Raw genomic sequence first — 23,227 nt, 5'->3', positions numbered from 1 at the left:
TAATTACCATTTTATTTCATCTACTTTTAGGGGTGCATCATTGATAACAATATCGTCTACTTTCCCGTTTCTAATCTTTATTACCCGATCTGCCATCTCTGAAATTGTTGTATTATGAGTAATAACAACAATGGTTGTATCGGTATTACGGCTTGTATCTTGCAATAGTTTAAGAATTTGCTTACCTGTCTCGTAGTCTAATGCCCCCGTAGGTTCATCGGCTAATAACAATTTTGGTTTGCTGGCAATAGCGCGAGCAATAGATACACGTTGTTGTTCTCCACCTGAAAGTTGAGCTGGGAAGTTATCCGCTCGGTGGTCTAACCCACATTGCTTAAGGACATCCATCACATCCGCATCACTATTAGATATTTGAATCGATAACTCGACGTTTTCTTTAGCGGTTAAGTTTGGCACAAGATTATAGTTTTGGAAGACAAAGCCAATGTTATTTCTACGGAATGTTGTTAATTCTTTGTCTGAATAATCACTAATATCATTATCAGCAATAATAACGTCACCTGATGTCGCTTTATCCATTCCACCTAATATATTTAAAGTTGTTGATTTACCGGCTCCTGAAGGACCTAATATTACGGCAAATTCGCCTGATTCGATTGTAAATGTTACACCATCATTTGCGCGAGTGACAACCTCACCGCTTTTATACTCTTTTACTACATCATTTAGTTCAATATAACTCATCTAATCTCACCTCTATTACTCATCTTCGCGATAAAATACCAACACCTTGAGGTAACTACTTTCTTCATCTGGACTTGTTGGAAAGTCTTCTGGAAGATTGAATTGTTGGATTAAATAATAAGTTCCGTTCAACTCTTGCGTTGCCGCAACCATATCATCTCGGAAATCTTCTAAAGCATAACCACTATGGTTGGTACTTAATATCGTCATCCCATTTGGATTTGTTAATTTAAATAATTGTTTTGCTAAGTTTGAATAGTCTTCTTCGACTCTGAACATTTTCTTTTTAGTTCGAGCGAAGCTTGGAGGATCACTAACAATTAAATCAAACGTAATGTCATTTTTGGCTGCGTAATCTAAATAATTAAAGACATCCATCACACGAATCTCATGTTTAGAATCTTCAACTTTGATATCATTTAACGCAAACTGTTCTGTTGTTAATTCAATGCTGCGGTTGGCTACATCAACACTCACTGTATGGTCGCTTCCACCAACTGCTGCGGCAACCGAGAATGCCCCTGTATAACTAAAGATATTCAATACAGACATCCCATTCGCTTGCGTCTTAATAAAATCACGCACGTCTCTTTGGTCTAAAAAGATTCCTGTCATCCAACTTTCACCTAAATGCACAGCATAGTTAAGATTATTCTCTTTAACGACTAATGGATCCGGTGCTTCGGCGCCACTGACTAATTGAATGGGTTCTAAATCATCTGTTTGGAAGCGGAGCGTCTCATAAACTCCCTTAACTTCAGGTAATAATTGTTTTATTGCTTCAAAGAACCAATGACGGTATTCATAAATCCCTTTAGAATACCAATTAATTTGAACGTAGTGGTCGTACCAATCAATGGTCACCCCACCAATTCCGTCCCCTTCACCGTTAAATAAACGGAAAGCAGTCGTTTCTGTACTATTAAAGAATGCTTCGCGTTCTTCAAAAGCTTCTTCTAAGACATAATAGACTAAACTGTCGTTCCAATATTCATCTTGATAAGTGGTAATTAACCAGCCAACACCTTTATTTTGGCGTCCAACTAACATTTTCCCTAAGAATTGATTGTCAAAATCATTTAAGATTACGACATCTCCTTCAATAAAGTGTTTCGCTTTATCTTCGTTTTGGAAATCCTTTGCTTTAACTAACTTTCCACCTTGTTTAATTCGCTTTGTCGCAAGTTCTCTTAATTTATATTCTGCCATTTTGAACACCTTATTCTTTCTCTTTTAATTTAATAACTGTGTGTCGTTGTCATAACGTTGATTCTCAGCGGTTAACACTGATTCCATCAAATATGAAAATTCACTCATTGTCATTTTATTCAATTCATTTATTTCTGGTATCTTTTCTTCTGATGGTGTCATGGATAATTCTAAACGATAATTAAAAGATTCGATATCTGCTGTTTTATTACTGAATATATTCAGCATAAATTGTTCATAAAGACCTGTTAATGTTGCGTTATAACTACCTACCTCAGGATTTATACTAATAGTTGCTTTGGTTAATTTATCTGTCACGTGATTTGTACTAATATTACTTTCCCACTGATAATCAGCTGGAAACTCTCGATTATCCAATCTTCTCGAAGATATTAAGTCATCTGTAATTTGTGAAGACAATGTTGACTGAAATGTTAGTCCTCGTGAGTTTTCAGTGATATTAAATTGTTGATTCGGAATAACATCATAAGAAATGTGTCGATCATCACTTTCGTTAATATCCACATTTAAACTATAATTCAAACTGAAACTGCCCGCATTTTGATAGAATCCACGTGGAATCTCAAGTCTTTCCATATCAATAATCGTGCTATCATTTAATTGATAGATATCATCCGTAGAGATATCCTCTATTTGAGATAAATCTGGAAAGTATAATAAATTATCGATTAACTCTTCATTCATATTAATCGAACCTAACTCATCTTGATTAATTGCAATGTAGTAATTATTGAATTCATTTAGTTGGTTTTGAACATTTTGAGGAAAATACGTTTGCTCAAAAAATCCCGTATCCGTTAATAAATTGATTGTATTAATGTAAGCTAAAGAAAATTCACGATAAGAAACGATGTCATAAGTTGAGACTGATTGTGTATTGTCTTGTCCATATTCATAAATATCAAATGTTAATCTTGCATCCCCACTGATAGAATCAGCAAGAATCTCACCTTCAGCAAGTAATTTGTTCGAATCAACATTCATATATCGCAAAGTGATTTTATATTTATCTGATGCTTCTAATTTATCTAATACTTGCTTAAAATCTTGATCAACTTCTTCTCGTATAGCGAGCTCTTCTTGCATTTCTTCATCTTCAGATGCTTGGGCAAACTGTATTGGATAATTAATGAATGAAATGAGACTCAGAGATAACAATAATTTCTTTAATTGACGCATAATTATTCGCTCCTGACCTTTTTACTCCGCTTCATATATTAGCATATTATTTCGAACTGAGTATGAATTTTATCTTCTTTATTATCAGCTACTACGCTTACATTAAAAAAGCATACACTTTTAGTTTTAGACACTAAAAATGTATGCATTTAAATCGCAAGAAACAATTAACTATCTTCTATCTTTATCGTCGTTATCGAAGGCATCTTTCACGCCGTCTACCGCACCTTTGACAGTATCTTTAACGTCATCTAGTGCTTCTTTAGCTTTACCGCTATTTTTTTGTGCTTTTCCTTCTGTTTCACGTTTTTTATCGCCAGTTACTTTACCTGTAACTTCTTTTGTTTTTCCTACAACTTGATCTTTTTTATCTTCTGACATATTTTTCCCCTCCAAATTTTTATTATTTCTTTATTCTTATATTTTATTGAAAAAGCAGTGCTATTGTCAATTAATAGGCTTTTTTTCCGGTTATGACTATCATTATTTTGATAATAAAAGAAATAAAATAATGACGACAGTAATACTTGCTAAAAAGCCTTTCATGTTCTAAACTAAATTTAGTTAAAGGGGTGTATTATGAAAGTATTACTATATAGCGAAAACTTGAAACAAATTAATAAATCTGGCTTAGGTAAAGCCATTCAACACCAAAAAGAAGCTCTTTCTTTAAATAATATAGAATATACAACTGACATAAATGATACGTTTGACGTGCTTCATATTAATACGTATTTCCCAAAATCATATTATGTCGCATATAAGTTAGGGCATAGTGGCATCCCTGTCGTTTACCATGCTCACTCAACTGAGGAGGATTTTCGAAATTCATTCATCTTTTCTAACCAAGTCTCTCCATTGTTTAAACAATGGTTGATTCAAGCTTATCGTCAAGGTGATATACTCATCGCACCTACACCTTACGCAAAAAAGTTACTTGAATCGTATGATATCGGACGAGAAATTGTGAGTGTATCAAATGGGATTGATTTGCGCCGTTTCGATCACGTTGATAATGCCAGAGATGTGTTTCTTGAAGAGTTCAATTATGAACCTGATGACTTTATCGTTATGGGTATTGGTTTGTATTTGGAACGAAAAGGGATTCTGGATTTCGTGGAATTAGCCAAACGTATGCCACATGTTCAATTTATTTGGTTTGGTTATACTGATTTAAAGCTTGTGCCTGACAATATTAAACAAGCGATTCAAACAGACTTACCAAATCTCCGATTCTCTGGTTATGTTCCTAATGATTCTATCATACTCGCTTTACAAGGATCTGATTTATTCTTATTTCCAACGATGGAAGAAACGGAAGGAATTCCTGCTTTAGAGGCTTGTGCAACAAAAGCAAACTTTATTGTTCGGGATATCCCAGTGTTTGATGATTGGCTTATTGACAAGAAACATGTCTATAAAGGAAAAGACATTGATGATTTCGAACGATTAATCGAACAATTTAGATTAAATGACTTACCTCCCTTAGGTGAAGCTGCCTATGAGGTTGCTAAAGAGAGAAATCTCATCGAAATTGGCAAGCAATTAAAAGACGTCTACCAAAAAGCCATCGAAATTAAACTCGAGGAAGAAAAAAACTGAAGTAGATGAATGGCTTATTGCCGTTCATTTACTTCAGTTTTTTATGCTTTCTTAATTAAATGTGTATCCAAGAATTTATCCAATTGCCCCTTATCTCTCGCTGTTTGCCCTTGAGAGATGTTTGTCGGGTTTAGATATAAACGCGCTTGCTCATTGTTATTTTCATCAAATGCAGCAACTGCCTCACCTTCATCTTCGTCGAACACTCGATCCACGTGATGATAAGTACTTTCTAATATCTCTTCGACATCCGTTGCGATTGCATCGCGTAATACTTGATACATCTCAGCTTGTGCTTCAGGAATGTAGAATATATCTACTTTTACTAAGTCTTCTTGCTCAGTTTTTTTACCTTTTTGTCTTCTCTTTTTTGCCAACTCGCTGCACTGACCTTTCTATCTTTTCTTATGAATTAAGTGATTATTCATAAATTCCATAGAATCATTTGAAAGAAGTTCCTCTAGTAAGTTTATCACAGAAGAATCTTCATTTGTTCCAATTTGGTAGGTTGTCGATAACAACAAATCGTGATCGGCATTGCCCATTGCAATATTGTAGTGGGATTCTACCATCATGCTTTCATCATTTAAGCTATCGCCAAATGCCATTGTATCTTCTTTTTTAATATTGTATTTTGCCTGTAATTTTCTTACAGCACTTCCTTTACCGCCATCTTTTGAGTATACATCTAGCCAACCGTCACCACTTGTTACCGAATCAATATCTTCATATCTTTCTCTCAAAATACGTGTCATTGTTTTGTTTCGATCAAGTGAATGCGTTGAATAAATGGCTAGTTTGGTAGGATTTTCTCCTTCAGGTAAATCTTCAAACTTTTCAATATAGGCTAAAGCATTATTATATTGAGAAATGTGATCAAAGGCTTCGCCTTCTGTTTCTCTAAAGTAGGCTTGATTTCCAGTGTTTACCATAATATGGAAACCTTCAAATTCATCAACAAAAGCTGCGATGTTATAAAGGGTCTCTCTATCCACAGTCGTTGTTGATAACTCTTCATCATTTTTCACAATAAAATTCCCATTATCACAAGCAAAGTATAAGTCTTTTTGATCTTCTTGCGAGAAGTAGTCAATAATTTTGTGATAACTGTTCCCAGTTGCTATACAAACCAATACATCTCGGTCTTTTAGCGTTTGAAGTGCATGATTAAAACGTTCGACGTCGTAGCTCTTGTCTTTTCTCAACAGTGTTTCATCTAAGTCAATTACAATTAATTTTACAGTCATTATAAACTCCTTATAAGATGTCCATTTCGTATTTATAGTATCATATTTAGTCACTGGTTTTAAATAGATTTACTTTTAAAAACGATGTAAACCTTTCCAACTAATACTGGCCTTCTTATTTTTCTAGAGTTTTATTAATGATAGCGCTAATGATTTGTCGTGCTTCTTCGCCTTCTGGCGTCGGGTACACGGGATAGATGTGATTCATCTTCTCAGCAATATATAAATCATGCTCAATGTTATTCTCTTTTAAACGGTTCGCAAATTGAATAATGTCTGGATAAAAAACTTCATGCGTCCCAACAAATAACGTAATACGTCCTAAATCTCGCCCATTAATAAGCATTGGACTCACTAAAGGATCATCTATCCGACCGTCTTTGCCTATCCAATACTCACTTGCTAGATTCAAGCCAATTTGACTGATCATCGGATCCAATGGCTCTAAATCTGGAATTTCTGGATTCTCGTTCGTAATATCTAACCATGGTGATATGGCGATGATCTCATCCGGTTGTTGGATACCTTCTTCTCTTAAAGCATCGGCTAATCCTAGTGCCATTCCCCCACCTGATGAATCTCCCATCAAGATGATTGGATTGTCATTCACATTCTCTTTAAGCATTTGTTTATACAATGTTAAGACATAAGGCACAGACTCTTTATACGAGTATTTCGGTGTTTTTAAATATTGTGGGAAAATCACTTGGGCATTTGTCTTTCTTACGACTGAACGCAAGAAAAAGTAATGGGTTGGATAAGGTGGAAAGGCATAGCCGCCTCCGTGTAAGTAAAATATAATGGGTTGCTTGTCCTTTTTCTTATTCCATGAAAAAACTTGCATCGGGCCATGATAGCTTTCTTCCACTTTATGTCCCACCATAATATCTGGTTTTATTTGGGGCTTAGTATTCCACTCAATGAAGTCATCAATGCGGTTTTGTTGTTCGAATAGCTTTCGCTGTTCTTCTTTCATTCCATAGACAAATAAACCTCGTTCAATTAACCAACTTGAAAGGGACTGATTTTTATACTTGGGAAACAGTTTAGTTGCTAATAGAATTCCACCAGCAACAGTGAGGCCTGCGATCGATAATTTCTTTAGTGTTGAATTTTTCTCTTGCAACCATACTCCTCCTTTTTATTCTTGTCTCATTATTGTACCAAACTGTTTGTTTATTGATAAACATTATGATTATGTTTACTAACTTGACTATTTATGAGAAAATAATTAGACTATATTTAATTATTTTAATTTAGGAGGGCTTTAATGAAAGAAGCATTTAAATTTGCTTTCCCCCATACTATCCCAATTATGGCGGGCTATATCTTTTTAGGGATACCCTTTGGTTTATTGGCCGTGAGTCAAGGTTTCTCACCATTATTTGCTATTTTAATGAGTGTGATTATATACTCAGGTGCGATTCAGTATGCTGCTATTGATGTGTTTTTAGCATCTTTTAATCCAATTAATGCAATCATACTTACGTTGATGGTAGGTGCTAGACATATCTTTTATGGAATTGCGATGCTTACAAAGTTTAGTAAACTAGATTCAAAAAAATACTATACCATCTTTGGTTTAACTGATGAGACTTTCTCGGTGCTTGTTTCTATTGATATCCCGGAAAATCTCAGTCGAGATTGGGTGTATTTCTTCATTACTTTACTCAATCAAATGTATTGGGTTTCTGGAACCGTTATTGGCGTCCTCTTAGGAAGTATGATTACAATTAATCTTGAAGGGATTGATTTTGTTCTAACTGCACTATTTATTACTATCTTTGTTGATCAATGGTTAAATAGTTCTAGTAAAGTTCCTGCCCTTGTTGGAATCTTATCTGGTTTGCTTTGCTTAGTACTATTTGGTGCAAACAATTTTATGATTCCTGCGATGGTATTTATCGTTGGCTTCTTCTTATACCGCTTTAATAAGAAGGGGGTGGCTCGTCAATGACACAAACCCAACTTTGGATTACATTTGCTATAATTGCGGGTCTTACGATGCTGACCCGTTTTATAACTTTTATTATTTTTCCGGCCGGTTCTCAACCACCTAAGGCAATTATTTATTTAGGTTCTGTATTACCCACTGCTGCCATGGGCTTGATTATTGTATTCGCGTTGAGAAATACACCTGTCCTCACTTATCCTTATGCTATCCCTGAAGTGATTGCTTCTCTATCTATTGTCATTATTCATTATTGGAAACGAAATACAATCTTAAGTATTTTAGTTGGAACCGTTATTTATATGTTTCTTATACAAAGTATCTTTTAACAAAAATAGACCTGACTTAGTTTTGGCTAAGTCAGGTCTATTACTTTTCTATATTACATTTCTTCAGGTGCTTCAACACCTAAAAGATTTAATGCGTCTTTAATCACAATCGTAACAGCTTTAACTAAAGCCATACGTGATTCTAATTGGTCATCATCGTTTAAGATACGCACATTTGCATAGTATTTATTGAATTGTTGAGCTAATTGGATAACATATTTAGCAACTAAAGAAGGTTCAAAGCGTTCAATGGCATTTTCTACGATACGTGAGTAGTCAGCGATTTTCTTAATAACTTCCCAACTGTATGCATCGTTAAGATTTACAGTTGTGTCTTTTGAAATTTCTTTGTCGTATTTACGAATCATACTCATTGAACGTGCGTAAGTATATTGTACATAAGGACCTGTTTCTCCTTCAAATTGAACAATATCTTTTAAGTTAAAGTCAAAGTTATTCATACGGTCTGTTTTAAGATCGTGGAATACTACCGCTCCAACACCGACTTGATGAGCCACTTCTTCTTTATTCGCTAAATCAGGATTTTTCTCATTGATTTGTTCAGTTGCTAAAGTGATCGCATCATTCAATACTTGTTCTAGTAAGACAATTTTACCTTTACGTGTTGATAGTTTCTTACCGTTTAAAGTAATTAAACCAAATGGTACGTGAGTCATATCTTTATACCATTCATAACCTAATTTGTCTAAAACAGCTTTTAGTTGTTTAAAGTGAACACTTTGTTCATTCCCAACTACATAAACATTTTTAGCAAAGTTATAAGTGTTGTAACGGTAGATGGCTGCTGCTAAGTCACGCGTCACGTAAAGTGTGGCACCATCTGATTTTTTAATTAAGGCAGGTGGTAAGTTTTCTTCTTCAAGGTCAACGATGGTTGCACCTTGGTCAATTTTAGTTATGTTTTTACTTTCTAATTCTTCGATAACAGCTTGCATTTTATCATTATAGAAGGCTTCCCCATTGTATGAGTCGAATTCGATATTTAACATATCATATACTTTTTGGAATTCTTTTAATGATTCGTCTTTGAACCAAGTCCAAAGTTCGATCATTTCTTGATCGCCATCTTCTAATCGTTTGAATACCGCTCTGGCTTCGTCATCTAATTCTGGATTTTCTTCTGCTCTTTCATGGAACTCAACATATAGTTTAACAAGTTCATTGATAGGATCTTTTCTAACTTGTTCTTCATCGCCCCATTTTTCGTAAGCAACGATTAATTTACCAAATTGAGTACCCCAGTCACCTAGGTGGTTAATACGAATTGGGTTGTAACCCGTTTTCTCAGCTAAGTTAGCGATTGAATTACCGATAACTGTTGATCTTAAGTGTCCCATAGACATTGGTTTAGCAATATTAGGTGATGACATATCAATCGTCATTGCTTCGCCGTGACCAATATTTAAATCTCCATAGTCTTCGCCTTCATTTAGAACTTGTGTAACCAGTTCGTTAGCGACATTTTCACGTTTAAGAAAGACATTAATATAAGGACCTACAGCTTCAACGCTCTCGAAGTTATCCATACTTATTTGCTCAGCGATATCACTCGCAATTTGTTGAGGCGCTTTACGGAATACTCTAGCTAATGCGAAAGCAGGGAAAGCTAAATCCCCATGTTCGGTATTATTTGGTACTTCAATTAATTTGGTAATTTCTTCTTTGCTTAAATGCTCACCAACAATTGGTGTTAAAGCATCTACATATATTTGTTTGATATCCATTGTTTATATTCCTCCTATAATAAAACTCAAAATAAAACACCTCAAGAAAGACATAATTAAATGTCTCTCTAGAGGCGTTAACTTATACGCGGTACCACTCTAGTTCCATGAATCACTAACATTCATGCTCTTGTATTGATAACGAAGTTTCCTCCGAACTAGAGTATCTAGTTGTACGATGAAAGTGCGCTTCGATAGGTATCTCTGACTGGCTCTCAACATCCCAGCTTGCTGTATAGAGATAAGTTATCTACTCTCTTTCAAGGGTTAACTGTCTCCTAAACCGCAATTATTCTACCAAAATATATGATGTTCGTCTACACTTTAATGCTTATTTGTTGATTTATTACGAGTAAAGACTAAATATACTCCGCTTAGTAATACTAAAACGCCTAAGAATAAAATTCCTTTTGTTGACGTTTCACCGGTATTTGGTAGGTCATCATCATTCTCTTCTACACTTGATTCGACTGTCACTTCCACAGATTCTTCTTGTGAGATAGACGCTTGTTCTGCATTATACACAATACCGAATGTACCTAATTGTTGAGTTCTGAAGGTAATTCTTTGGTTATGTAATGCAAATGTTAAGTTTGAATTGTTGCTATCGTTTACACGAACCACTCGTAATTGCGAATTAACAGGACGTGTTGGAATTTTAATCTCGGCAATTCGAGTTAATTGAACTGCTTCGTTATTCTCATCCAATAAAGTAATTGTGTAAATATCTGCATCTGCATTTTCTAAAGTTGCTGCACTATCTAAAGTATCAACGTGAATGCTTGAAACTTTCATTGCGTCTTGTGGGTTTACCCAAACTTCTATACCTGTTTCAGCATCAATAAATTGTCTTGTCGCTTGTGAAGCTTCTTCATCAATACTTGCTTGCTCAGCAGGTGTTAAGCTTTGCGACTCATCAACAATCACACTTGATGATTGTGACTGACTAGAAGACTCGCTACTTGATTCTTGCGAGCTTGATTGTTCTGAACTCGATTCTTGTGAACTTGACTCCTCAGAACTTGAAGATTCTTGAGCAGTTGCGCTTGGGCTAACGGTAATTGTTTCATTCGCTACAATCCCAAATTCACCTGTTAATTCTTCGATTTCAAAACCTTCAGGTACATTGATAATTTCATATGGGTAAGAACCAGCTTCTAAGTTATCTACGGTCACTTCCCCGTTATTATCTGTTGTATATGTTTCATGATCAATTCTAATATCAACACCTGCGACAGGTTGATTATTATTATCTCTAATTTGAATTGTTACTGAACCAGTTTCTGGTAATTTTTCAATAATAATCTCTGATTCAAAAGCTGAACCTTCTTCAAGCTCAGTCACTTGTTCTTCTGAATTATTATAGTAACCATTTGGTGTACTCGTTACAGAATAATTGTAACGACCTGGTTCAAGGCTTTCAAAATGAGCGATACCTTCAGAGTTCGTTGTTCCAGTTAAGCCACCAAAGGCAAGGCTTGCACCTTCAACAGCATCCCCGTTTTGATCAACTACTTTAATATCAGCCGTTGATAATTCGACTTCTCTTTCAACGCTCATTGCTGCAGTTGTTATTTCTGATTCATTGACAGTCACTTCTCCACTAGCATTACCAATATATCCTTCTGGTAATTCTGTGATTGAATAAGTGTACGTATTGGGTTCAATATCCGAAATTGTTGCCGTTCCTTCATCATTCGTTGTAATCGTTGTGTCATTGATTGAAATAACCGCTCCTTCTACTGGAGAATTATCTTGATCAGTTACATTAAAGATGACTGTTCCCGGTTGGACATTATGTTGAACTTGTAGAGTTCGAGCTTCTGTTGCTCCTTCAGCGATATAAACACTTTGAGAAGCGATATTATGTTCATAATTTTCTGGTAACTCACTAATAACATATTCGTAAGTACCTTCTGCCAGTTCATCAAATACAACTTGACCTTCGGCATTGGTTGTTTCTGTTTGATCTTCATTCAACTGTACTTGGGCACCAGACACAGCTTGGTCGTTTTGATCCATGACTGTAATCGTTATTTGTCCGGGTGCAAGTTCTCTTTCTACAGTAACAGTCTCTTCAATATGATTATTCGCTTCAATTATCACTGTGCCAGATACTTGACCAGTATAATTTTCTGGTAAGCTTGCTAAAGTATAGTTGTATGTTTGATTTGCGTTTAATCCTTCAATAATCACTTGTCCACTTGAATTTGATGGATAAGTATTATCATTCAGTGTGATTTGAGCGCCATCAACGGGTTCGTTATTTTGATCCACAACATTAAATGTTACATTCCCAAATTGCTCAACTTTACTTAGATTAATTTCTTGTGTTGCTTCTTCATTGACAACAATTGTTAGTTGACCTTCCGCCGGTGTTTCATATTGTTCTGGTAAATTTGTCACCGTATAGTTAAAAGTACCCGGTCCAATGTCAGTAAATTCAGCCACACCGCTTGGGTTTGTTGTGGCAGTTTCATTGCCTAATTGGATTTCAACATTTTCAACGGGTTGGCTAGCTTCATCAACCACTGTAAATACAGCACTACCAACCTGTTCTGCTTGCGCAATGACCAGTGTATCTTCAACTTGTTGGTCTGGATTAATTGTAATCGTTCTTACTTCATCTTCTCCATCTAAGACATAACCTTCTGGTAAAGCCGTAACAGAGTAGTTATAAGATTGATTTGCTTCTAAATCTTCAAATACGACTTGCCCGCTACCATCTGTGATTGCAGTTTGCTCACCTAATGTAAGTTCTGCACCAATAATTGGTTGCTGTACATCATCAACAACATTAACTAATAATGAACCATAAGCTACTGATGTTGGTAAGACAATTGCTTCTTCAGTAGGTGCAGATTCAACTACGTTTACACTTCCTGTTACAGGTATTTCAAATCCTTCTGGAGCTGAAATTACATCATATGAGTAACCGCCAACTGGTAAGGCTTCAGTTTCCACTCGGCCTGTTTCAGTTGTAGTATAAACACTGTCAGCGATTTGAATTTCCACTCCATTAATGGGTCCAAAAGCTTCATTTGTTACCACAAATTCAATGTTGTTTGTATTGACATCTGTTGATAAAGTAATCGTTGCTTCTGTGGGAGTGGTTGGATCAACAACAACTGTTCCTGTCGTTTGTTCTAGGCTATATCCTTCAGGAACACTATTAATTGTATAAGTTGCTTCTCCTACGGGTACTTCTGAGAATACCACTTGACCGTTAACATCTGTATAAATTTCACGATCATTCAATGTCATCGAAACATTAGAAACCGGCACTGATTCTTCATCCAGAACAGTTAAAGTTACTGTGTTTGCTTCTGGAGTTTCTGGAATGCGTTCAACAGATATTTCAACACTTGTTGCTTCTTGACTCACTACCGTAATCGGTTCTGTCGGCATTGTGATGCCTTCCATTGAATAAGCTTCCGGTACAGAAAGTACTTCTACTTGGACCTCTCCAGCTGGAACATTGTCAACTTGAAGGAGACCTTGCGCATTTGTTGTAAACTCTTCACCATTTACACTAAGCACAGTGTTCGCTACTAATGAGCCATCACTACCAATAACTTGAACCATTAATGTACCCGGTTCTTCAGGTACTTCTTCACCTGGTGTATCCGGTTCATCTGGATTCTCTGGAAGTGTTGCAATCGATTGCTGATCCGCTATCGTGACAACTAATTCCGTCTCATAGTGGTTAGTTGCTTCATTTAATAAGTTATCTCCTAATTCAATCTTGAATGGCACATCTAATACTACAGTACCATCCCCCCATGGTATTAAATCACCGGTTTGGCTTAATTCTTTTAGAATATCTTGATCAGTTGTTGTTGGATGGGTTTGTTCTACGCGTGCTGGAATTAATTCTTGTCCGTCACGTTGGAAATTACCGCCATCATACAATCTGAATTTATAATTACCTGGTGTTAACATCAATGGTTCAGTATTTGGTTCATTAGAACGATAACTATAAACGAGTGTCCCTTCACCCGTATCTGGATCAGTTTGAATTATGTCATAACTGATTTGAGTTTGTTGTGTCGGCTCACCGCCATACATTGCTAAATACACTTGAGCATCTACAGTGACTGATGTGACCGCATTCTCCTGTGCATTGACGGGTTGTAAGCCTACGAACAGACCCACAAAAGAAGACATAATCATAAATAAAGCTGTTATATACTTCATCTTCTTCATCTTCATCTTTCTTACCTCCTAAATATATTTGTAATAACTATATATTAAATTTACCATAAAGCACTTTTATATAGGTTAAAGTACAAAAAACATCATAATTTAAAAGCAATCTTTCTCAGTTAATTCATTAATTATTCATAAATAATCATGCCGGTTAAAAAAAGAACCGCATCTACTCTATAAGTAAATACGGTTCGACTATATTATACTTAACTTGTAATTGTTTGTGCAATATCAAACGCTTGTAACATTTCTGGAGAAGCATCATCGACACTAACGGTGTCAACAAGTGCCCCTTGAACGATAAGACGGTCTATTAAGCCCGGATCACATGTAATTAATGTTACACGGCCTTCTTCAGTAGGATAAGTAACTTCTACTGCAGTTGCTGGAACAGTTTCTATATAATCTACTTGATAAACATAAATATTCTCTAAGTCAGTTAAGTAAATTGTTTGACCAATTTCAGCACGTATTAAAGGTTCAAATAACAATCCATCATTAATTGAGTAGTGACTTGCTAATGAATAGTTGGATACTCCCATCTCTTGATCAGGATAGAGCGTCCCTGCACCATAGAACATACCTTCATTTGATACACCTTTATTAATTGGTAAGTTCATTCCTAATTCAGGCATTGCGATTCCACCAATCGTAGGTAAATCACTTGGATTCACACCACTTGCTATAACTTCTCGAGCATTTAAGGTATTAATATCTCCCCAATCATACGTTACGTCTACACTTTGGTTTGTCTCAATTTGTTCACGTGTTAAATTACCAACCGCGTTTTGAGTACTTCCTTGTTCAATTATGTAGCTTTTAATTGGATCTAATGCTAGCAATCCAACTGCTACTAAAATTAACAGGATACCAAAGAACATCCGTAACCCACCGCCACGCTTACGCTCTTTCTTTCTACTTCTTCTCGCTTCACGTCTTGTCTTGGGCTCTCTATTACCACTCATCTACTTACCTCCAAAATTTTATATATATTAAAAAACACGTATCATATATCGAAGTTATAATAACACTTCTTTAAATGATATTGTAGGGAAAATGCGTTAATTTAATAAAAAAGCAAACATTATTAGAAAAAACTTCATAATTAACGAAGATTTAGTTTGATAATTTTTTTGTAATCTTTTATAATAGTGATAATAATTGTTCATAAGGGAGTAACTAGGGGAATTGTCCTCGTCAGTATCAACATCGATAAGTAGTAATTAAGCTACTGGTACTGTACTTAAATAGTGAGACTTATGCCACCTGTATCGCATCCGCTTTATAGTTGGTATAAGTCTCTTTTTCAAGTAAACTAACTTATAACAAAAGAAATAGGAGGAATATTGTTAATGAAAGATTTTGTTGCCTATCGTGAATCGACAGATTCAATTGTCTCTAAGCTTGACAGTAACGTTTCACAAGGTTTGAGCTCTTCTGAGGCGCAAGCGCGTATTGAAAAATACGGTGCGAACGAAATTCAAGAAGAAGAAAAACGAACACTTCTACAAAAATTCTTAGATCAGTTTAAAGACTTTATGATCATAGTATTATTAGTAGCAGCTGTCGTTGCAGGTTTTGTTGGGATTGCTGAAGGTGAAGGTATTGCCGACTCAATCATTATTTTAATCGTTGTTATTTTAAATGCAATTATGGGAGTTTTCCAAGAACAGCAAGCAGAAAATGCTATTGAATCCCTAAGAAGCATGGCTTCTCCTGAAGCCCATGTGCGCCGTGACGGTTCAATGAACTCAGTTAAAAGTACTGAATTAGTACCTGGGGACATTATTACATTAGAAGCTGGGGACGTTGTTCCTGCCGATGTACGTTTAATTGAAGCAAACTCATTACAAATTGAAGAAGCTTCATTAACTGGTGAGTCAGTTCCAGTTGTTAAAAGTACTGACACAATCGATGAAGAAAACGTCGGTATCGGTGACCGTGAAAACATGGCCTTCTCAAGTACAAACGTAACTTATGGTCGTGGTTTAGGTATCGTTACTGGTACTGGTATGGATACTGAGGTTGGTCATATTGCTAACATGTTAGCAAACACTGAAGGGCAATTAACACCATTACAACGTGACCAAGAGCAATTAGGTAAAAACTTAACAATCGCAATCATTGTTATTGCAGTATTAACATTCATCGTCGGAATTACATTCCAAGACTTTAAAATTACTCATATGTTATTAGTTTCTATCTCATTAGCAGTTGCTGCTATTCCAGAAGGTTTACCTGCGATTACAACTATTATCCTTTCGCAAGGTACAACATCAATGGCAAACCGTAATGCGCTAGTTCGTACATTACCTGCCGTTGAAACTTTAGGTAGTACTGAAGTTATTGCATCAGATAAAACTGGTACATTAACTGTTAATAAAATGACGATTGAAAAAGTATTCTATGATGGCGAGCTTCATGACGCGTCAGAAGAGATTGCTCATACAAATCCTTTATTACGTTCAATTACATTCGCTAACGATACTGAAATCGATGGTAAAGGTGAATTAATTGGTGACCCTACTGAAGCGGCTATGATCAAATATGCGATCGAGCAAGGCTTTGATGTAAAAGATGCAGTAAGCTCTGAACCTCGTGTAAACGAAGTACCATTCGATTCAGGCCGTAAATTAATGTCAACAATCCACAAAATGGAAGACGGACGTTTCTTTATAGCTGTTAAAGGTGCACCGGATCAATTAATCCAACGTGCAACTAAAATTGATAACAATGGTCAAATCACTGATATTACTCAAGCAGATATTGATAATACGCTTAAAGAGAACGAAAACATGGCTCGTGAAGCACTACGTGTATTAGCTGGTGCTTATAAGATTGTCGACACTGTTCCAGATACAATGAGTACTGAAACAGTTGAGCAAGATTTAATCTTTGCTGGACTTGTTGGTATGATCGACCCTGAGCGTTCTGAAGCTGGTGCAGCTATCCGCCGTGCTCGTGAAGCAGGAATCCGTACAGTTATGATTACTGGTGACCACGCTATTACAGCACAAGCAATCGCTGAACGTTTATCAATCTTAGATCCTAATGAACCTAATAACGAAGAACATGTTCGTACTGGTGCTGAGTTAGACAATATGACTGATGAAGAATTAGCTAAAGATGTTTCTAACTTCTCTGTATATGCTCGTGTATCACCTGAACATAAAGTTCGTATTATTAAAGCATGGCAAGCAAATGATCGTACAATCTCAATGACTGGTGACGGGGTTAACGATGCACCATCACTTAAACAAGCAAACATTGGTGTTGGTATGGGTATCACTGGTACCGAAGTTGCTAAAGGTGCTTCAGATATGGTTCTTGCTGATGATAACTTCGAAACAATCGTTGTTGCAGTTGAAGAAGGACGTAAAGTATTTACTAATATTCAAAAAGCTGTTCAGTTCTTGCTTTCGGCTAACTTAGGAGAGGTTTTAACTTTATTCGTTGCAACTTTATTCGGTTGGACAATCTTAGAACCTGTTCATATCTTATGGATTAACTTAGTAACAGATGTGTTCCCGGCAATTGCTTTAGGTATGGAGAAAGCTGAACCTCAAGCGATGAAACAAGCACCTCGTACTAAGAAAGATAGTTTCTTATCATTCGGTGTATTACCAAGTATTGCTTACCAAGGTGTACTTGAAGGTTTCCTTACTTTAGCTGTTTACTATATTGGTGAATACGTTCTAAAAGTAGAACATCAAACTGCTGAAACAATGGCATTCATTACACTTGGATTTATCCAACTATTCCACTCATATAACGTTAAATCAATCTTTGGTTCATTATTCAGTGGAAATCCGTTTGATAACAAATACTTAAACGGTGCCTTCATTCTTTCTGGTGCTTTATTACTTGGAGTAATCTTAATTCCTGGAATTAACACATACTTCTCGGTAACTATCCCTGGACCTACTGAATGGGCAATTTCTATTGCTGTTGCATTCAGTATTGTAATTATCGTTGAGATTGTAAAATGGATCTTCCGTTCTACAGGCTTAGCTGATAAATATCAAAAGAAAATTGCTGAATAATTAGTAAGCAAAAATTAAAAGGCCGTTGAGCGTTGCTCAACGGCCTTTTTTATATGTGTTATAAAGTCTAAAGGAGCCAACTTATAAGATGAATATCTTTAAAGTGGACTCCTTTTTATGCTTAATTATAATGCACTTCAACACTTTCGTGTGTACATGTCGATACTTGTTGCAGTTCTTTTAATATTCCCTCAACTTTATCTTCTGGACAAAGTGTTAAAACGGTTGGCCCTGCGCCACTTATGACAGTAGCATAAGCCCCATTCTTCACCGCAATTTCTTTAATCTCAGGAAACTCTGCAATTAATGGTTGGCGATATGGTTCATGAAATTTATCTTGCATCATCAACTCACCCATTGTTTTATAGTCTTTATTAACCATTGAAAGTAACATGACATTATTTAGAGCGTTTTGTTCGATCGCTGCGCCTTTTTCGTACGAATCCGGAATCGCTTCGCGGGCCACTTTCGTTGAAATCTCGTAAGGAGGTATTGATAGGATCAAACTAATCTTATCTAAGTTTAATTGATGATAAGCTAAGTAACCGTCTCGATAATATCCTACGAAAGCTCCTCCAGTAATACATGGTCCAACATTATCTGGGTGCCCTTCAATCTTAGAGGCGAGTAAAATCTTATCATACATTGATAATCCTAGTTGACAATAATGATCTGCTAACTCGATTCCAGCCACAATAGCACTCGATGAACTTCCCAATCCATGTGTAAGTGGAATTTCACTCGACATTTCAATAAATAAATCAGGCATCACCTTATTGTATGTCTTGGCAATACCAATGGCTGTACTAGCGACGAAATTCGCTTCTCCATTAGGTAAATCACGTAATTCTTCATCGAGAAATTCAAATTCCCATTTGTCACTCTCAGTTGCCTTAATATATAAATATTTATTCACTGCCAGACCCATTGTATCAAAGCCGAGCCCAAGATTGGCGCTTGTTGCTGGTATCTTTAATGATACATTGTTCACACTATCCACTTCCAATTCTAATCTTTAATTACTACGTATACTGCCTCAACTTGATGACTATTCTCTAACCGTTCTAATGCATTTGCGCTCATATCTTCAGTAATGATAACTAATTCATCTTCATCAGCTATAACTTTATAATTTACATCTAATTGAACTTCTGTTTGCCCTTGTGCAAAGCGAATAAAGTATGACGCTGCTTCTCCAGCCAAGTCAATATTTGCATCTTCTTCAACAATTAAGTTTCCCACAAAGCCAAATTTAGCAATATTCATCACATCTGAAACTACGGCTGAAGCTGTCTCTAAACTTCCTGCACCGGGTCCGTAGAACATTGTTTCACCAAAAGCATTCCCGTTGACGTAAACCGCGTTTGCTGCGTCATTCACTGTGGCAAGTTGATGATTATTCGGTAGTAATACGGGCTCAACACTGATTTGAACTTTGTCGCCATGAAATTCACTCTTACCTAATAATTTCATAGTCAGGCCAGCTGCTTGTGCATATTCTAAATCTTTTACGCTCACTTGGCTTATCCCTCTAACTGGAATATCTTCAACGTTTAAGTTTTGTTTGTAAGCAATTCGAGATAGTAAGGCAATCTTACGTCTTGCATCCAATCCTTCCACATCATTGGTTGGATCTTTTTCAGCATAGCCTTTTTCTTGAGCATCTTTTAACGCTTTATCGTATGACCAAGCATCTTGTGTCATCTTTGTTAGAATATAATTTGTCGTTCCGTTTAAAATCCCCATCACACGATTGATCTTATTCGCTTGTAAACCATAAGTTAACGCATTAATAATGGGAATCCCACCGGCACAACTTGCTTCGTAACCTAATTGCGCTTTATTTTCATCGCCAATTTTAGCTAATTCTTTAATATGAACTGCTAACATATCTTTATTTGCACTGACAACATGTATCCCTTTTGATAAGAATTTTTGGTGAACACCAAAGGTAAAATCAATCCCACCCATCACTTCAACAACTAATTCTACATCACTATTCAATATATCATCGATATTCTCTGTAACTATCACATTTTGAAAGTCAGCGCCATGCTGGTTATTAATCGCTTTAGCAAACACATGTGAAACTTCAATCGCTTCATTGGTAAACTGTTGGATCTCCACTTGATTCTCTTGAATCACCTTAATAACTCCACTTCCAACTGTACCCATACCTAAGATTGCAATCTTCATATTTAAATTCTCCTTAATTTATATTAGAGATACATTAAAATTTCCCTCATGCATATTTTACAACAGGTGGTATGAATTTGCCAATAAATAATGTATTATTATAATCAGATTAAAAAAAAGAGGAGTAATAATACATGAAAGTTGCAAAGTTCGGCGGAAGTTCTTTAAGTTCCGCATCTCAAATTAAAAAAGTAGCAAATATTATTAGAAATGATTCAAACATTCGCTTTGTTGTCGTCAGCGCCCCAGGTAAACGTAATGATTCGGATATTAAAATAACCGACTTACTCATTGCCCTTCATACGAATCATTCGATCGGCATATCGACGACAAGTATCGAAAATCAAATCATAGATAGATACCAACAAATAGCCGAAGATCTTGATATTGATGTAGCGATTGTTAAAGAATTCCAAGCACAATTACATGATTTACTTCAAACGATTACGAATTCAGAACGATTACTCGATGCCTTAAAATCATGTGGAGAAGACTTTAATGCCCAACTAATCAGCCAATACTTTAACAAAATCGGTTTAGAAGCAGAATATAAATCACCAGAAGCTATGGGAATCTTTGTGACCGATGAACCCGGTAATGCCCAACTTCTTAAAGAATCTTATGGCAAAATCGCTGAAAATAAAGACAGTGATAAAGTTCTTGTGATTCCTGGGTTCTTCGGAGTATCAAAAAAAGGTGATATCGTCACTTTCTCACGTGGAGGGTCAGATATTACGGGTGCGATTATTGCACGTGGGGTTGAAGCAGACATCTATGAGAACTATACGGATCAATCACATATTTACTCAGCTCATCCAGGCATAGTAAAAAATCCTCATGCGATTAATGAAATTACTTATCGAGAAATGCGAGAGCTTGCTTATTCTGGTTTTGGTATTTTCCATGATGAGGCATTAACACCTTTATATGAAGTTCGTATTCCAATTCAGATAAAAAACACTAATGCTCCTGAAATTGTAGGGACTAAAATTGTTGTCGACCGTGGAGAGGTTAAAAAATATCCAGTGATCGGCGTGAGTGGAGACGAAGGATTTATTTCTGTCACTATTAAACGCTACTTACTAAACCGAGAAGTTGGTTATACACGTCGTCTATTACAAATTTTTGAAGACCATGATATTAACGTTGAGCATATTCCAACAGGTATTGATGACATTTCAGTCGTTATGCGTGCGAATCAATTTGAAAATAATAATAAACTGGAAGAATTGCTTGAAGATATTGAACAACAATTCGAACCTGAATGGATTCATGTTGAAAGAGACTTAGCAATCATTGCAATTGTTGGAGAAGGAATGCGTGATACGATTGGTATCGCGAATAAAGCTACTGCTGCCTTCGCAGACAGTAATATCAGTTTACGTATGATTAACCAAGGTGCTTCTGAGATTAGTATGTTCTTCGCTATTCCAAGTAAAGACCTTAAAAAGGCTTTAAATAATCTTTATCAAAACTACTTTGAAAAATAATTCATACAAAAATGAACCTGAATGATGGCTAGGCTTTCCTAGTCAAAATCAGGTTCAATTTTTTTACTTACTATTTAAGATATTATAAGGGTCATAAACAATTTCGATATTTGAATGAGCGATATCACTCTCTAAAAGAATATGACGCACTTCGTTTTTAATTTGTTCATGCGTTTGAACAGAATCAGATGTTGTACTAATTGTCATAGACATCATATGTGCTTCGCCATCTAACGACCATAAATGGAAGTGTGACAGGCCATTAATATTATCGATGTTTTGAATTTTTTCCCGAAGTTTTTTACTATCAATATTATCTGGTACGGCTTGTAAGAATAATCTCACAACTTTCATAAATTCTGGAATGGTCTTATAAAGTATAAAGAGCGCGATTCCAATTGATAGTAGCGGATCTAAAAAGTACCAATCGGTAAAGTGTAACACAACACTCACAACTAATACTCCAACCCACCCTAAGACATCTTCAAGTAAATGAAGTGACAAGATAGATTCATTATGCGACGAGCCTTTACTAATAATCCAAGCAGAAACCCCATTGGCAATAATCGCAAAAATCGCCAATATTAACATCCCTTGATAATTTACTGGTTCAGGATTCATCAGTTTTTCACCTGAGTGAATAATCATCACGGCCGACCCTACCAAGAGCACAACACTTGTAATTAAAGCACCTAAAAGCGAATATCGTTTATAACCGTATGAAAACGTCGAGTCTGAGCCTTTTAAAGAAATCTTTTGGAAAAACCACGCAAGTCCAATGGACAAAGCATCCCCAAAGTCATGGACAGCATCTGCTAATATAGATGCACTATTAAATATAAAGCCAAAGATTGCTTCTAGTAAACTAAAGACAATATTAATTCCAAAAACGATCATCATATTGCGCGCCGCTTGACTCCCACTTGTAAAATCCACATCATGACTATGGTCATGGCTATGTTCTTGTGAATGGTGATGTTCATGCTCATGAAATTCGAGTGACTTTATGCCTACTTTTTCATAGCTGAGTAATCTTTGTAGATTTTCATAACAAGTAATATCTTCGACTTCAATTTCTAATTCCTCTTCATTTAGATGTATATGTTCTTTATTAGGTAATTGCTTAATTTTATTAAATAATTTATTAGCGTGATCTTGATTACGAATGCCAATGAGTTGATATTTCATAATAACTGCCACCTTTCATATGAATTTATTTTCATATATTTATTATAAAGTGTATCTGTCCATTTTTCAAGTAATATCAGTATCATGATATAAATATATGGGGTAATGCTCAC

At 35.8% G+C, this 23,227-nt stretch carries 18 protein-coding genes; 5 read left to right on the top strand and 13 right to left on the bottom strand.

Going from position 1 to position 23,227, the window contains the following annotated elements; genetic code table 11:
- Positions 1–3: 3 nt before the first annotated feature.
- The 4 genes from ACFO5Y_RS11570 to ACFO5Y_RS11555 form a co-directional block, all read right to left on the bottom strand.
- Positions 4–705: an ABC transporter ATP-binding protein gene (locus ACFO5Y_RS11570; protein WP_197104126.1), complete on the bottom strand. Its 702-nt coding sequence runs from the start codon at positions 703–705 to the stop codon at positions 4–6.
- Between the two features lie 15 nt (positions 706–720).
- Positions 721–1,914 (bottom strand): class I SAM-dependent rRNA methyltransferase, encoded by a 1,194-nt coding sequence (locus tag ACFO5Y_RS11565; protein ID WP_138404334.1) that lies wholly within the window; start codon positions 1,912–1,914, stop codon positions 721–723.
- A gap of 24 nt (positions 1,915–1,938) precedes the next feature.
- Positions 1,939–3,114 (bottom strand): hypothetical protein, encoded by a 1,176-nt coding sequence (locus ACFO5Y_RS11560; RefSeq protein ID WP_138404335.1) that lies wholly within the window; start codon positions 3,112–3,114, stop codon positions 1,939–1,941.
- Between the two features lie 171 nt (positions 3,115–3,285).
- Complete coding sequence (locus ACFO5Y_RS11555; protein ID WP_138404336.1) at positions 3,286–3,495, bottom strand: CsbD family protein; 210 nt, start codon at positions 3,493–3,495, stop codon at positions 3,286–3,288.
- Between the two features lie 198 nt (positions 3,496–3,693).
- Between ACFO5Y_RS11555 and ACFO5Y_RS11550 the strand changes: the two genes are divergently transcribed.
- On the top strand, positions 3,694–4,716 hold the full coding sequence (locus ACFO5Y_RS11550; RefSeq protein ID WP_197104127.1) for an LTA glycolipid anchor biosynthesis glycosyltransferase, IagA/BgsA family: 1,023 nt from the start codon (positions 3,694–3,696) through the stop codon (positions 4,714–4,716).
- A 41-nt stretch (positions 4,717–4,757) separates the two neighbouring features.
- On the opposite strand, the gene ACFO5Y_RS11545 is transcribed toward ACFO5Y_RS11550, so the two are convergent.
- The 3 genes from ACFO5Y_RS11545 to ACFO5Y_RS11535 form a co-directional block, all read right to left on the bottom strand.
- The gene (locus tag ACFO5Y_RS11545; RefSeq protein WP_197104128.1) at positions 4,758–5,093 is read right to left on the bottom strand and encodes a hypothetical protein; all 336 of its coding nucleotides are present in this window, start codon (positions 5,091–5,093) and stop codon (positions 4,758–4,760) included.
- Positions 5,094–5,111: 18 nt separating this feature from the next.
- Positions 5,112–5,963 (bottom strand): Cof-type HAD-IIB family hydrolase, encoded by an 852-nt coding sequence (locus ACFO5Y_RS11540; RefSeq protein ID WP_197104129.1) that lies wholly within the window; start codon positions 5,961–5,963, stop codon positions 5,112–5,114.
- Positions 5,964–6,078: 115 nt separating this feature from the next.
- Positions 6,079–7,089 carry an alpha/beta hydrolase gene (locus tag ACFO5Y_RS11535; protein ID WP_197104130.1) on the bottom strand — a complete coding sequence of 337 codons (1,011 nt, stop codon included), beginning with the start codon at positions 7,087–7,089 and terminating at the stop codon, positions 6,079–6,081.
- A 144-nt stretch (positions 7,090–7,233) separates the two neighbouring features.
- Between ACFO5Y_RS11535 and ACFO5Y_RS11530 the strand changes: the two genes are divergently transcribed.
- Complete coding sequence (locus tag ACFO5Y_RS11530; RefSeq protein ID WP_197104131.1) at positions 7,234–7,920, top strand: AzlC family ABC transporter permease; 687 nt, start codon at positions 7,234–7,236, stop codon at positions 7,918–7,920.
- The gene (locus ACFO5Y_RS11525) at positions 7,917–8,243 is read left to right on the top strand and encodes a branched-chain amino acid transporter permease (protein ID WP_197104132.1); all 327 of its coding nucleotides are present in this window, start codon (positions 7,917–7,919) and stop codon (positions 8,241–8,243) included. The genes ACFO5Y_RS11530 and ACFO5Y_RS11525 overlap by 4 nt, the downstream gene beginning before the upstream one ends.
- 53 nt (positions 8,244–8,296) lie before the next feature.
- Here ACFO5Y_RS11525 and argS read toward each other — a convergent pair whose 3' ends face one another.
- The 3 genes from argS to ACFO5Y_RS11510 all read right to left on the bottom strand — a co-directional run bounded on the left by argS (position 8,297) and on the right by ACFO5Y_RS11510 (position 15,162).
- Entirely contained in the window at positions 8,297–9,988 is a 1,692-nt protein-coding gene (argS, locus tag ACFO5Y_RS11520) for an arginine--tRNA ligase (RefSeq protein WP_197104133.1), read from the bottom strand.
- A 324-nt stretch (positions 9,989–10,312) separates the two neighbouring features.
- The gene (locus tag ACFO5Y_RS11515) at positions 10,313–14,200 is read right to left on the bottom strand and encodes a SpaA isopeptide-forming pilin-related protein (RefSeq protein ID WP_197104134.1); all 3,888 of its coding nucleotides are present in this window, start codon (positions 14,198–14,200) and stop codon (positions 10,313–10,315) included.
- A 203-nt stretch (positions 14,201–14,403) separates the two neighbouring features.
- Complete coding sequence (locus ACFO5Y_RS11510; protein WP_197104135.1) at positions 14,404–15,162, bottom strand: class A sortase; 759 nt, start codon at positions 15,160–15,162, stop codon at positions 14,404–14,406.
- Positions 15,163–15,549: 387 nt separating this feature from the next.
- On the opposite strand from ACFO5Y_RS11510, the gene ACFO5Y_RS11505 reads away from it, so the two are divergent.
- Positions 15,550–18,240, top strand: coding sequence for a cation-translocating P-type ATPase (locus ACFO5Y_RS11505; protein ID WP_197104136.1), 2,691 nt, complete (start codon positions 15,550–15,552; stop codon positions 18,238–18,240).
- A 121-nt stretch (positions 18,241–18,361) separates the two neighbouring features.
- Here ACFO5Y_RS11505 and thrB read toward each other — a convergent pair whose 3' ends face one another.
- Complete coding sequence (gene thrB, locus ACFO5Y_RS11500) at positions 18,362–19,231, bottom strand: homoserine kinase (protein ID WP_197104137.1); 870 nt, start codon at positions 19,229–19,231, stop codon at positions 18,362–18,364.
- A 17-nt stretch (positions 19,232–19,248) separates the two neighbouring features.
- Positions 19,249–20,436, bottom strand: a complete 1,188-nt coding sequence (locus ACFO5Y_RS11495) for a homoserine dehydrogenase (RefSeq protein ID WP_197104138.1) — start codon at positions 20,434–20,436, stop codon at positions 19,249–19,251.
- A gap of 134 nt (positions 20,437–20,570) precedes the next feature.
- Here ACFO5Y_RS11495 and ACFO5Y_RS11490 point away from each other — a divergent pair, with 134 nt between their 5' ends.
- Positions 20,571–21,926: an aspartate kinase gene (locus ACFO5Y_RS11490; RefSeq protein ID WP_197104139.1), complete on the top strand. Its 1,356-nt coding sequence runs from the start codon at positions 20,571–20,573 to the stop codon at positions 21,924–21,926.
- A gap of 63 nt (positions 21,927–21,989) precedes the next feature.
- Here the strand turns inward: ACFO5Y_RS11490 and ACFO5Y_RS11485 are convergent, their stop codons facing one another.
- On the bottom strand, positions 21,990–23,114 hold the full coding sequence (locus ACFO5Y_RS11485) for a cation diffusion facilitator family transporter (protein ID WP_197104140.1): 1,125 nt from the start codon (positions 23,112–23,114) through the stop codon (positions 21,990–21,992).
- Positions 23,115–23,227: the final 113 nt, after the last annotated feature.

This window comes from Ruoffia tabacinasalis, assembly GCF_042652985.1.
In the GTDB taxonomy this organism is placed as follows: Bacteria; Bacillota; Bacilli; order Lactobacillales; family Aerococcaceae; genus Ruoffia; species Ruoffia tabacinasalis.
The sequence above is the reverse complement of the archived record's forward strand: the minus strand, read 5'-3'. Positions and strand labels throughout refer to the sequence as shown.

Bases quoted from the DNA above. Each gene is read 5' to 3' on its own strand.
- ACFO5Y_RS11570 (WP_197104126.1), bottom strand. From the start codon at position 705: ATGAGTTATATTGAACTAAATGATGTAGTAAAAGAGTATAAAAGCGGT.
- ACFO5Y_RS11565 (WP_138404334.1), bottom strand. From the start codon at position 1,914: ATGGCAGAATATAAATTAAGAGAACTTGCGACAAAGCGAATTAAACAA.
- ACFO5Y_RS11560 (WP_138404335.1), bottom strand. From the start codon at position 3,114: ATGCGTCAATTAAAGAAATTATTGTTATCTCTGAGTCTCATTTCATTC.
- ACFO5Y_RS11555 (WP_138404336.1), bottom strand. From the start codon at position 3,495: ATGTCAGAAGATAAAAAAGATCAAGTTGTAGGAAAAACAAAAGAAGTT.
- ACFO5Y_RS11550 (WP_197104127.1), top strand. From the start codon at position 3,694: ATGAAAGTATTACTATATAGCGAAAACTTGAAACAAATTAATAAATCT.
- ACFO5Y_RS11540 (WP_197104129.1), bottom strand. From the start codon at position 5,963: ATGACTGTAAAATTAATTGTAATTGACTTAGATGAAACACTGTTGAGA.
- ACFO5Y_RS11530 (WP_197104131.1), top strand. From the start codon at position 7,234: ATGAAAGAAGCATTTAAATTTGCTTTCCCCCATACTATCCCAATTATG.
- ACFO5Y_RS11525 (WP_197104132.1), top strand. From the start codon at position 7,917: ATGACACAAACCCAACTTTGGATTACATTTGCTATAATTGCGGGTCTT.
- argS (WP_197104133.1), bottom strand. From the start codon at position 9,988: ATGGATATCAAACAAATATATGTAGATGCTTTAACACCAATTGTTGGT.
- ACFO5Y_RS11515 (WP_197104134.1), bottom strand. From the start codon at position 14,200: ATGAAGATGAAGAAGATGAAGTATATAACAGCTTTATTTATGATTATG.
- ACFO5Y_RS11510 (WP_197104135.1), bottom strand. From the start codon at position 15,162: ATGAGTGGTAATAGAGAGCCCAAGACAAGACGTGAAGCGAGAAGAAGT.
- ACFO5Y_RS11505 (WP_197104136.1), top strand. From the start codon at position 15,550: ATGAAAGATTTTGTTGCCTATCGTGAATCGACAGATTCAATTGTCTCT.
- ACFO5Y_RS11495 (WP_197104138.1), bottom strand. From the start codon at position 20,436: ATGAAGATTGCAATCTTAGGTATGGGTACAGTTGGAAGTGGAGTTATT.
- ACFO5Y_RS11490 (WP_197104139.1), top strand. From the start codon at position 20,571: ATGAAAGTTGCAAAGTTCGGCGGAAGTTCTTTAAGTTCCGCATCTCAA.
- ACFO5Y_RS11485 (WP_197104140.1), bottom strand. From the start codon at position 23,114: ATGAAATATCAACTCATTGGCATTCGTAATCAAGATCACGCTAATAAA.